The organism is Candidatus Weimeria sp. HCP3S3_B5, from assembly GCF_052064335.1.
Lineage (GTDB): Bacteria > Bacillota > Clostridia > Lachnospirales > Lachnospiraceae > Weimeria.
The window spans coordinates 37378-49384 of sequence record NZ_JBQHVU010000008.1 but is presented as its reverse complement, the minus strand read 5'-3'; the positions used below and the strand labels follow the sequence as shown (position 1 = coordinate 49384).

General features: G+C 47.2%; 6 protein-coding genes. All 6 read left to right on the top strand.

Annotation, left to right across the window (positions count from 1 at the left end):
- Window positions 1-110 precede the first annotated feature (110 nt).
- The 6 genes from rplL (at window position 111) to hydE (ending at window position 11656) form a co-directional block, all read left to right on the top strand.
- Window positions 111-488, top strand: coding sequence for a 50S ribosomal protein L7/L12 (rplL, locus tag ACTNCK_RS05495; RefSeq protein ID WP_441081475.1), 378 nt, complete (start codon window positions 111-113; stop codon window positions 486-488).
- A gap of 756 nt (window positions 489-1244) precedes the next feature.
- Window positions 1245-5192: a DNA-directed RNA polymerase subunit beta gene (gene rpoB, locus ACTNCK_RS05490; RefSeq protein WP_441081473.1), complete on the top strand. Its 3948-nt coding sequence runs from the start codon at window positions 1245-1247 to the stop codon at window positions 5190-5192.
- A gap of 15 nt (window positions 5193-5207) precedes the next feature.
- On the top strand, window positions 5208-8888 hold the full coding sequence (gene rpoC / locus ACTNCK_RS05485; RefSeq protein WP_441081471.1) for a DNA-directed RNA polymerase subunit beta': 3681 nt from the start codon (window positions 5208-5210) through the stop codon (window positions 8886-8888).
- A 38-nt stretch (window positions 8889-8926) separates the two neighbouring features.
- Entirely contained in the window at window positions 8927-9679 is a 753-nt protein-coding gene (locus ACTNCK_RS05480; RefSeq protein ID WP_441081468.1) for a glycosyltransferase family 2 protein, read from the top strand.
- Window positions 9680-9693: 14 nt separating this feature from the next.
- Window positions 9694-10554 carry a CvfB family protein gene (locus ACTNCK_RS05475; RefSeq protein ID WP_441081466.1) on the top strand — a complete coding sequence of 287 codons (861 nt, stop codon included), beginning with the start codon at window positions 9694-9696 and terminating at the stop codon, window positions 10552-10554.
- The gene (hydE, locus tag ACTNCK_RS05470) at window positions 10523-11656 is read left to right on the top strand and encodes a [FeFe] hydrogenase H-cluster radical SAM maturase HydE (protein ID WP_441081465.1); all 1134 of its coding nucleotides are present in this window, start codon (window positions 10523-10525) and stop codon (window positions 11654-11656) included. The genes ACTNCK_RS05475 and hydE overlap by 32 nt, the downstream gene beginning before the upstream one ends.
- Window positions 11657-12007 lie beyond the last annotated feature (351 nt).

The window sequence follows — 12007 nt, the reverse complement described above, 5'->3', positions numbered from 1 at the left end:
AGCGCGAGCATCTCACGTCGAGTGAGATGCTCACGACGACAGCGAGACGTGAGTGCGAATTAGCTCCTGCCGGGATGAATCTTGAAATTAAGTTTTGGAGGAAAAACAAAATGGCAAAGATGACAACAGATGAGTTTATCGCAGCAATCAAAGAGCTTTCAGTTCTTGAGCTTAATGACCTTGTAAAGGCATGTGAGGAAGAGTTCGGTGTATCTGCAGCAGCAGGAGTTGTAGTTGCAGCAGGTGGAGCAGCTGGCGGAGATGCAGCTGAGGAGAAGGACAGCTTCGACGTTGAGCTTACTGAGGTTGGCCCTAACAAGGTTAAGGTCATCAAGGTTGTTCGTGAGGCTACTGGTCTCGGACTTAAGGAGGCTAAGGATCTCGTTGATTCAGCTCCTAAGGTTATCAAGGAGGGCGCTGACAAGGCAAGCGCTGATGAGCTTAAGGCTAAGCTTGAGGAGCAGGGAGCTAAGGTTACTCTTAAGTAATCATGGTTTAGGACTTACTAGTTTTATCTTAATATTGAGAAAGGATTCTGCATTTGCAGGATCCTTTTTTGATATAGGGGTTAGGGGCCGAAAGCTTGTAGGCGAGAGCGAGCCATAGGCGAAGCTCGAATTTAGCGAAAAGAACTTCCTTGACAGGAGGTTAGAGGTTAGAGGTTAGAGGTGAGAGGTGAGAGGTGAGAGGTGAGAGGTTAGAGAAATTAGGGTATAGGGATTAGGGTATAGTTAATACCTGTTATTTCAACTAAAACCTCACTCCTCGGACCTCGGACCTCGGACCTAAGACCTCGGACCTAAGACCTCAGACCTCGGACCTCGGACCTCGCACCTCAGACCTCAGACCTCAGACCTCAGACCTCAGACCTCGCACCTCAGACCTCAGACCTCGGACCTCACTCCTCGGACCTCGCACCTAAGACCTCGGACCTCGCACCTCAGACCTCGGACCTCGCACCTCAGACCTCAGACCTCAGACCTCAGACCTCGGACCTCGCACCTAAGACCTCGGACCTCGCACCTCGGACCTCAGACCTCGCACCTCAGACCTCAGACCTCGGACCTCGGACCTCGCACCTCAGACCTTACACCTCACACCTCCCCCCCCTTGACACCCCTTGACTGGTTGTGGTAAACTATACGTTGCTGTATTATCAGAAACTATATAGAAGGGATTTTTGTGCCCTTTTTTATGATAATAGGCTTGAAACCAGGTTAACTTTTTTTGAAAGGGAATGCCAAATGGAGAAAAACAGAATACGTCCGGTCAAGGCAGGCAAGGGAATCCGAATGAGCTATGCCCAGCAGCAGGAAGTACTGGAGATGCCGAACTTCATAGAGGTTCAGAAAAAGTCATTCCAGTGGTTCCTTGATGAAGGTCTGCAGGAGGCTTTTGATGATATCTCTCCTATTGAGGACTACAGCGGACGCATGAGTCTCAGATTTATGGGATTTGAGCTGCTTCGTGACAAGGCAAAGTACACGATCGCCGAGTGCAAGGAAAGAGACGCTACATATGCGGCTCCTCTGCAGGTCACGGTACAGCTTCTCGTTAATGACGAGATTGACGAGCAGAAGATATTCATGGGAGAGCTTCCTATGATGACTGACACCGGCACCTTTGTTATCAATGGCGCTGAGAGAGTCATAGTCAGCCAGCTTGTCCGTTCTCCTGGCATTTATTATGGAATAGATCACGATAAGACAGGTAAGAAGCTGTATTCATGCACAGTCATCCCTAACAGAGGAGCATGGCTTGAGTACGAGACAGATTCAAGCGATGTCTTCTATGTAAGAGTAGACCGTACCAGAAAGGTTCCTGTAACGGTTCTTCTTCGTGCGCTCGGACTCGGAACCAATCAGGAGATACTCGATGTATTCGGAGAGGAGCCAAAGATCATTGCTTCATTCGAGAAGGATCCATGCCTTGAGGGTGAGAATGCGATAGGAAGCCATGACAGAGGACTTATAGAGCTCTATAAGAAGATCCGTCCGGGCGAGCCTATGACACCGGAGAACGCAGAGTCTCTTCTTGATACTATGTTCTTTGACCCGAAGAGATATGATCTCGCAAAGGTAGGAAGATACAAGTTCAATAAGAAGCTTTCATTTCGGCAGAGACTTTTCAATCAGGTCCTTGCAGAGGATGTGGTGGATACCGAGACTGGTGAGGTTCTCGCAGAGGCCGGTACCAAGCTTTCAAGAGAAAAGGCTGACGAAATCCAGAATGCCGGAATTCCGTTTGTATATATTCAGACAGACGAGAGGAATGAAAAGGTCCTCTCCAATATGATGGTAGACCTTGACTGCTATGTCGATGAGGAGATAGCAAGGAAGAGCGGGATAAAGGAAAAGGTATATTTCCCTAAGCTGAAGGAGATCCTCGAGAAGGAATTAGATGACGAGGATCTGCTTGATGTGCTTGTTCGCAGCAAGTCAGAGCTTGTTCCAAAGCATATCACCAGAGAGGATATTTTTGCTTCGATCAATTACAATATGCACCTTGAGTGGGGCATCGGAAACGATGATGATATCGATCACCTGGGAAATCGTCGAGTAAGAGCCGTTGGTGAGCTGCTTCAGAATCAGTACAGGATCGGACTTTCAAGGCTTGAGAGAGTGATCAGGGAGAGGATGCAGACTCAGGATCCTAACAGCATCAAGGTATCAAGTCTGATCAACAGTACCAGACCTGTCACAGCAGCAGTAAAGGAGTTCTTCGGATCATCCCAGCTGTCACAGTTCATGGATCAGAACAACCCTCTTTCAGAGCTTACACATAAGAGGCGTCTTTCAGCCCTTGGACCTGGAGGACTGTCACGAGACCGTGCAGGATTCGAGGTGCGTGATGTCCATTACACACATTATGGACGTATGTGCCCTATCGAGACACCAGAAGGACCGAACATCGGACTTATCAACTCTCTCGCAAGCTATGCGCGTATCAATGAGTATGGCTTCATAGAGGCTCCATACAGAAAGATCGATAAGACAGATCCGGCTAATCCTCGTGTTACAAATGAAGTAGTCTACATGACTGCTGATGAAGAGGATAATTATCATGTGGCTCAGGCTAATGAGAAGCTTGATGGAGAAGGACATTTCGTAAGAAATTCCGTTTCAGGACGATTCAGGGAGGAGACACAGGAGTACGATAAGACCCTGTTTGACTTCATGGATGTGTCCCCTAGAATGGTATTCTCAGTAGCTACGGCTCTTGTCCCATTCCTGCAGAACGATGACGCTAACCGTGCCCTGATGGGATCCAACATGCAGCGTCAGGCAGTGCCTCTTCTTACTACAGAGGCGCCTGTTATTGGAACTGCAATGGAGGGCAGGGCAGCGAGAGACTCAGGAGACTGTATACTTGCAAGGAATGCCGGAACAGTAGTTGATTCAGAGGCTACAAGGATAGTAGTAAAGACAGACGATGGATCACGTGACGAATACGATCTGATCAAGTTCCAGAGATCCAACCAGTCCAACTGCTATAATCAGAGACCGATCGTATTCAAGGGCGATCATGTGGACAAGGGCGAGGTCATTGCAGATGGACCTTCTACAAAGGATGGAGAGCTTTCACTAGGAAAGAACCCTCTGATAGGATTCATGACCTGGGAAGGTTATAACTACGAGGATGCTGTCCTTCTGTCAGAAAGACTTGTACGTGACGATGTATTCACCTCTATCCATATGGAGGAGTTTGATACAGACGCAAGAGACACCAAGCTCGGACCAGAGGAGATCACAAGAGATGTACCGGGAATCGGTGCAGATGCAGTGAGCAACCTTGATGAATCAGGAGTGATAAGAGTCGGAGCAGAGGTAAGAGCCGGAGATATCCTTGTAGGAAAAGTTACTCCTAAGGGAGAAACAGAGCTTACAGCAGAGGAGAAGCTCCTTAGAGCTATCTTTGGTGAGAAAGCCAGAGAGGTCCGCGATACATCCCTTAAGGTACCTCATGGATATTACGGAATAGTAGTCGAGGCTACTACCTTCATCAGAGAGGGTACTCCTATTCCAAAGGATGCAAAGAATGTAAAGACGGCTGAGCTTCCTGCCGGCGTCAATAAGAGAGTCCATGTGACTATAGCCCAGAAGAGAAAGATCTCCGTAGGAGATAAGATGGCAGGACGTCACGGAAATAAGGGTGTAGTTTCAAGAGTTCTTCCGGTAGAGGATATGCCATTCCTTCCAAACGGCCGTCCACTTGATATCTGCCTGAATCCGATGGGTGTGCCTTCACGAATGAATATAGGACAGGTGCTCGAGATTCATCTTTCTCTTGCGGCAAAGGCACTTGGATTTAATATCGAGACACCGGTATTCGACGGTGCGACAGAGAAGGACATCGGGGACGCTCTGGAGATGGCCAATGACTATGTGAATAGTGACTGGGATGATTTCAAGAGTAAGTATGAGGGTTCTGTAAATGCTGACGTCATGCAGTATCTCTGGGATCACAGGGATCATCGCGAGGTATGGAAGGGAGTTCCTTTAAGCCGTGATGGAAAGGTCATGCTCCGTGACGGACGTACAGGCGAAGACTTCGCTTCTCCGGTTACGATCGGACACATGCATTATCTGAAGCTGCATCATCTGGTAGATGATAAGATCCATGCCCGTTCAACCGGTCCGTACTCTCTGGTAACTCAGCAGCCACTCGGCGGTAAGGCCCAGTTCGGCGGACAGCGTTTCGGAGAAATGGAGGTATGGGCACTTGAGGCCTACGGTGCAGCATATACACTGCAGGAGATCCTCACAATGAAGTCTGATGATGTAGTCGGACGTGTGAAGACCTATGAGGCAATAATCAAGGGCAACAATATTCCATCCCCTGGAATCCCTGAGTCCTTCAAGGTAATGCTTAAGGAGCTCCAGTCACTCTGCCTTGATGTCAAGGTGCTTGACGAGGATGGAAATGAAGTCCATCTTATGGAGTCTCAGGACTACGGTAATACGAATATCAATAGTATCATCAATAAGGATGATTCTAACAATAATAACAGCAATTATGCCTTTGAGAGCGCTGAGGATTTCGGAAAGCTTGGTTTCTCGAAGCAGGAGTTCAACGATGAAACAGGCGAGCTCCAGGAGATCACTGAGGACAACGGAGATGATGAGTCGGATATGCCGCTCGATGCTGAGTCTGCCGCATCAGATCTGATCAACCTTGACAACAATGACTAACGGAAGGAGAATTTGATGGCGGATAATAGAGAAATAAAAACCAATCAGTCAACATCGTTTGATGCTATAAAGATCGGCCTTGCTTCTCCTGATCAGATAAGAGAGTGGTCACACGGAGAGGTCAAGAAGCCTGAGACCATTAATTACCGTACTCTTAAGCCTGAGAAGGACGGACTTTTCTGTGAAAAGATCTTTGGACCTACGAAGGACTGGGAATGTCATTGCGGTAAGTACAAGAAGATCCGTTACAAGGGTGTTGTCTGCGACCGATGCGGCGTTGAGGTCACAAAGGCCTCGGTAAGACGTGAGAGAATGGGACATATAGAGCTGGCTGCTCCTGTTTCCCATATCTGGTACTTCAAGGGCATCCCTTCAAGGATGGGTCTTATCCTTGATCTTTCTCCAAGGATGCTTGAGAGAGTACTTTATTTCGCATCATATATAGTTCTTGATCCTAAGGATACTCCGCTTCATAAGAAGGATGTCCTTTCCGAGCAGGAATACCAGCAGTATGTCGAGCAGTACGGAGAGGGCTCATTCAGAGCCGGAATGGGGGCTGAGGCCATTCAGGAGCTCCTTAAGGAGATAGATCTCGACAAGGATGCAAAGGAGCTTACTGAGGAGTTAAAGAATGCCTCAGGACAGAAGCAGGCACGAATCATTAAGAGACTAGAGGTCGTGGAGGCCTTCCGTGAATCAGGTAATAAGCCTGAATGGATGATACTCAATGTTCTTCCAGTCATACCTCCGGATCTTCGTCCTATGGTCCAGCTCGACGGAGGAAGATTTGCGACCTCAGATCTGAATGATCTCTACAGAAGGATAATAAACAGAAACAACCGTTTAAGAAAGCTCTTAGAGCTTGCTGCACCTGATATCATCATCAGGAACGAGAAGCGTATGCTCCAGGAGGCTGTCGATGCGCTTATAGATAATGGACGCCGAGGAAGAGCAGTTACAGGAGCCGGGAACAGGGCTTTAAAGTCTCTTTCAGACATGCTAAAGGGTAAGAACGGAAGATTCCGTCAGAACCTCCTTGGTAAGCGAGTTGACTACTCAGGACGTTCTGTTATCGTTATCGGACCTGATCTAAAGATGTATCAGTGCGGACTTCCTAAGGAAATGGCTATCGAGCTTTTCAAGCCTTTCGTTATGAGAGAGCTTCAGGCAAGAAAGATAGTCGCAAACATAAAGAGCGCCAAGAAGCTCGTCGAGAAGCAGGATGATCCGGCAGTATGGGATGTACTCGAGGACGTGATAAAGGAACACCCGGTAATGCTTAACCGTGCTCCGACACTTCACAGACTTGGTATTCAGGCATTTGAGCCTATTCTTGTAGAAGGAAAGGCCATAAGGCTTCATCCAATGGTATGTGCGGCCTTCAATGCTGACTTCGATGGAGACCAGATGGCTGTTCATCTGCCGCTGACACAGGAGGCTCAGGCAGAGTGCCGCTTCATGCTCCTTTCTCCAAACAACCTGCTCAAGCCATCAGATGGTGGAGTAGTAGCAGTTCCTGGACAGGATATAGTACTCGGGATCTATTACATGACTCAGGAGCGTCCTGGTACAGTCGGAGAGGGCAAGGTATTCAAAAATTATAACGAGGCTCTTCTTGCTCATGAGAACGGAGGTCTTGATTATCATGCAAGGATCCGTATCAGAATGTCAAGGACAATGCCTGACGGCAGAAAGGTAACAGGTCTTGTTGAGTCTACATTAGGAAGATTCATGTTCAACGAGATCATCCCTCAGGACCTTGGCTTTGTCGATAGGAGCATTCCGGGCAATGAGCTGAAGCTCGAATATGACAAGCTGATAAAGAAGGGTGACCAGAAGGCTATCCTCGAGAAGGTCATGAACGTTCATGGCGCTACAAAGACCGCAGAGGTTCTTGATGATATCAAGGCCATGGGCTATAAGTACTGCACTCTTTCTGCAATGTCAGTTTCTATTTCTGATATGAAGGTACCGGAGGAGAAGCAGGGACTTATCGATGATGCGGAGAATAAAGTAGAGTATATAAGGAAGCAGTACAGAAAGGGTAAGCTCACAAACGAGGAGCGTTACAAGTCTGTTATCACGATCTGGGAAGACATGGATAAGGAGCTTACAAAGGATCTTCTTGATGGACTCGATGATTATAACGAGATCCATATGATGGCGGATTCAGGAGCCCGTGGTTCTGATAAGCAGATCAAGCAGCTTGCAGGTATGAAGGGACTGATGGCAGATACGACCGGTCATACGATCGAAATGCCTATCAAGAGTAACTACCGTGAGGGTCTTGACGTACTCGAGTACTTCATGTCAGCACATGGAGCAAGAAAGGGAATGTCAGATACTGCTCTGCGTACAGCCGATTCAGGATATCTTACAAGACGAATGGTCGACGTATCACAGGAGCTCATCATCAAGGAGCAGGATTGTAACGAGGGCAGTGACAGAGAGATTCCTGGCAAGTATGTATATGTATTTGAGAGAGACGCAGAGAACGGCGGAAAGCCTGAGCTTATCGAGTCTCTTCAGGACAGACTTACAGGAAGGTTCTCCTGCGAGACTATATGCGATGCTGATGGCAACGTGATAGTCAAGGCTAACCATATGATCACACCTAAGCGAGCTGAGGATATAGTGACAAAGGGTGTTGACAAGGATGGAAATCCAGTCACCAGGGTCAAGATCCGTACCATACTCACCTGCCGCTGCAAGAACGGTATCTGTGCAAAGTGCTACGGTGCCAACATGGCTACCGGACAGCCAGTGCAGGTCGGTGAGGCAGTCGGTATCATTGCAGCCCAGTCTATCGGTGAGCCTGGTACACAGCTTACAATGCGTACATTCCATACAGGTGGTGTCGCAGGTAACGATATTACTCAGGGTCTTCCTCGAGTTGAGGAGCTCTTCGAGGCCAGAAGGCCTAAGGGTATGGCTACCATTACTGCTATCTCTGGTAAGATCCGTTTCAGAAACGAGGAGAAGAGAGGCCAGGAGATCGATGTCATAAGCGATGCAGCCACTGATGGTGAGGCAGTCGTAAAGACATACCCTATCAACTATGGAAGCCATATAACGGTAGTTGAAGAACAGCATGTAAATGCAGGTGATCCTCTTACAGCTGGATCTATAAATCCGCATGATCTTCTCGATGTCAAAGGAGTAGACGCTGTACAGGATTATATCCTTAAGGAAGTACAGACAGTCTACAGAAGACAGGGTGTTGATATCTCTGATAAGCATATCGAGGTCATTGTCCGTCAGATGATGAAGAAGGTCCGTGTCACTGCGTCAGGCGACAGTAAGTTCCTTCCTGGAAGTCAGGTTGATTTCCTTGATTTCGAGGAAGAGAATGAAAGAGTCGCAAAGGAAGGCGGAGAGATAGCCAGTGGAGAAAGAGTACTTCTTGGAATCACCAAGGCTGCTCTTGCTACAGACTCCTTCTTATCAGCAGCATCATTCCAGGAGACCACAAAGGTTCTTACTGATGCCGCTATAAAGGGTAAGGTAGATACTCTTCAGGGTCTCAAGGAGAATGTCATCATCGGTAAGCTTATTCCTGCCGGAACAGGAATGAAGAGATACAGAGATATCAAGCTGAATACTGATTATACAACCAATATTGAGGACCTGATAAAGGATGAGCCTCTTCTTTGTGAGGATGAAACAGAGGATTCTGAGGATAAGGTAGAAATCTGAACTTGTGCCTGCCAGTAAGTCTGGCAGGCTTTTTTGCTATGAATGAAAAGGTATCGATTATCACTCCGTGCTACAACGGAGCAAAATATATAGGTGAGACGATAGAAAGCGTTCTCGCACAGGATTATAAGGACTGGGAGATGATAATAGTCAATGACGGTTCTTCTGACAATTCTCATGAGGTAGTTCATGAATATGAAAGGAAGGATCAGAGGATCATTCTGATCGATCAGGAGAACGGAGGCTCTGCTAATGCAAGAAATCATGGAATCAGGCTTGCGAAGGGCAGATACATCTGTCTTCTTGATGCAGATGATCTATGGTATCCGTCATTTCTTTCCCAGCAGATCGCTTTTATAAAGGAGAAGAGATGCTCTGTGGTCTGCTCCAGCTATGAGCACATAGATGAGAATTCCAGGATAATAGGAAGGGTGGACAGATGCCTTCCTGTTATCAGGCTTAAGGATATGTATGTTATGAACCGGATAGGCTGCCTGAGCGGACTTTATGATGCAGGGACATACGGAAAGGTATATCTGAATGAGGAGCTGAAAAGCTTAAGGGATGACTATGCCTACTGGATCACCTGTGTAGAGAAGAGCGGAACTGCCTATGGAAACCCAAAGGTCCTTGCCAAGTATCGTGTGATTTCGACGTCTACTACAGGTGACAAGAAAAAGCTTGTAGCCGTCCAGTGGAGGTTTTACAGGAGCTATCTGCACCTTAACCCTGTCAGATCGTTTATCAATCTGATCAGATGGGGACTTTCTGGTCTGCGCAAATTCTCATGATCTAAAGGAGATATATGCTTAAGCTTTGTGAATATAATGATTTAAAGATAGTCTCGTTCAAGGAGTTCGGAGCACTTCTTGCCGAGAGAGTGGATGACAAAAAAAGGGTCCTTCTGCCATCAAAGGAACTGACTGAAGGGCTTTCAACAGGAGATAGTATAAGGGTATTTATCTATCTGGATTCAAGTGACAGACCCATAGCAACGACTGCTGATCCTCTGATCACTAAGGACAGACCTGCTCTACTTACTGTAAAGGATGTAACTGGGATAGGCCTCTTTCTGGACTGGGGACTGCCAAAGGATCTGCTCCTTCCCTTCCATGAGATTACAGGAAGACGGGACAGAGAGCATATGCCTGATACAGGTGATCAGGTCCTCGTCAGGCTCTATATAGACAAGAGTGGCAGGCCTGCGGCATCGATGAAGCATATCTACGATGTTTTAAGGACTGACAGTCCATATAAGGCAGGAGATATGGTCAGCGGAAGGATATATGAATTCGGACATGATTTCGGGACATTCGTCGCAGTAGATGATATCTATTCAGGCATGATACCACGGCATGAGGATATGAGGGGGCATAATATAGGTGATCAGGTCGAGCTTCGTGTTACAGAGGTAAAGCCTGATGGCAAGCTTTCACTATCTGGCAGAAGAGATGCCTATAAGGAGCTTGACAGTGATGGAGAGAGGATAATGGAGATTATCGATTCATATGCAGGAGTACTGCCCTTTACCGAAAAGGCCTCGCCGGAGGTAATACTTCGTGAGACAGGACTTTCAAAGGCTGCATTCAAGAGGGCGGTCGGACATTTATATAAGGAGCGAAGGATAAGTCTCGATGGCGGAAAAATACGAAGAGCTGATCGATAAGCTGACAGAGGAGGGAGACTTAAGTGATGATGAGCTGCTTGCTCTTATCACTATGCCGACAGGAAGCGGAGAGGGTCTTTTTCCAAATACACCGCAGGCAGCATCTGATCCATGTGAGCGGCTGCCTTTGAGTCTTTCCTTTACCGAGGCTGAAAAGGCGCTTTTTGATGCTGCTGACAGAGTAAGAAGGAGAGAATACAAAACAGCTGTCTATGTCAGGGGACTTATAGAATTTTCAAGCTTTTGCAGAAACGACTGCTATTATTGCGGTATCAGAAGAGATAACAGAAACTTAAAAAGGTACAGGCTGTCTTGTGATCAGATACTATCGTGTACGGATCAGGGCTATGATCTGGGCTACAGGACCTTTGTACTGCAGGGAGGAGAGGATCCATATTATACTGATCAGATGATCTGTGATATAGTTTCATCAATAAAGGAAAGGCATCCCGACTGCGCGATCACTCTTTCTATAGGAGAAAAGGAAAGGGAGTCATACCAGAGGTATTTTGATGCAGGAGCGGAACGCTATCTGCTAAGACATGAGACAGCGGATACCAGACATTACAGCCTCCTCCATCCGGCTGAGCTTTCACTAGAGCATAGAAAGAAATGTCTTTTTGACTTAAAGGAGATAGGCTATCAGGTAGGGTCAGGCTTTATGGTAGGCTCTCTGGGACAGACTGCCGGATGTCTTCTGGAGGATATCAGGTTTCTACAGACGCTTATGCCTGATATGATAGGGATAGGACCTTATCTGACCCACCACGATACACCGCTTAGGGACTGTTGCAATGGATCACTGACTATGACACTTAGACTTATTTCGATCCTCAGGCTTATTTTTCCTTATGCCCTTATTCCGGCGACAACGGCTCTTGGAACGATCCATCCTCTTGGAAGGGAGATGGGGATGAAGGCAGGGGCAAATGTAGTGATGCCAAATCTCTCTCCGGTCAAGGTCAGAAAGCAGTACCAGCTCTATGACAACAAGATATGTACCGGCGAGCTGTCCTCAGAGTGCAGAGGCTGCATGGAGAGAAGGACCAGCTCAAGCGGATATCAGCTGGTCATAGACAGAGGAGATGTGAAGGCACATTAAGGCCTATATCAGCGTGTAATGGACAGGGGAGACATGAAGGTATATTAATGAAAAAAAGGTATTGACAAAAGAAAATATAATGATATAATACAACCATACCAAGAAAACCTAGTTTCCCAGTAGGAATTTAGGGAAAGAAAAGGAGACGAAATGAAGCTCGAAGAAAAGATCGGAATTCGATGTTGAAATAAGAGCGAGGTGCGAGGTGCGAGGTGCGAGGTGCGAGGTGCGAGGTGCGAGGTGCGAGGTGCGAGGTGCTAGGTGCTAGGTGCTAGGTGCTAGGTGCTAGGTGCTAGGTGCTAGGTGTTAGGTGCTAGGTGATAGGTTTACACCATATAACATCAGACCTCA

Coding starts and splice junctions, on each gene's coding strand:
- rplL (WP_441081475.1), top strand. CDS start 111: ATGGCAAAGATGACAACAGATGAGTTTATCGCAGCAATCAAAGAGCTT.
- rpoB (WP_441081473.1), top strand. CDS start 1,245: ATGGAGAAAAACAGAATACGTCCGGTCAAGGCAGGCAAGGGAATCCGA.
- rpoC (WP_441081471.1), top strand. CDS start 5,208: ATGGCGGATAATAGAGAAATAAAAACCAATCAGTCAACATCGTTTGAT.
- ACTNCK_RS05480 (WP_441081468.1), top strand. CDS start 8,927: ATGAATGAAAAGGTATCGATTATCACTCCGTGCTACAACGGAGCAAAA.
- ACTNCK_RS05475 (WP_441081466.1), top strand. CDS start 9,694: ATGCTTAAGCTTTGTGAATATAATGATTTAAAGATAGTCTCGTTCAAG.
- hydE (WP_441081465.1), top strand. CDS start 10,523: ATGGCGGAAAAATACGAAGAGCTGATCGATAAGCTGACAGAGGAGGGA.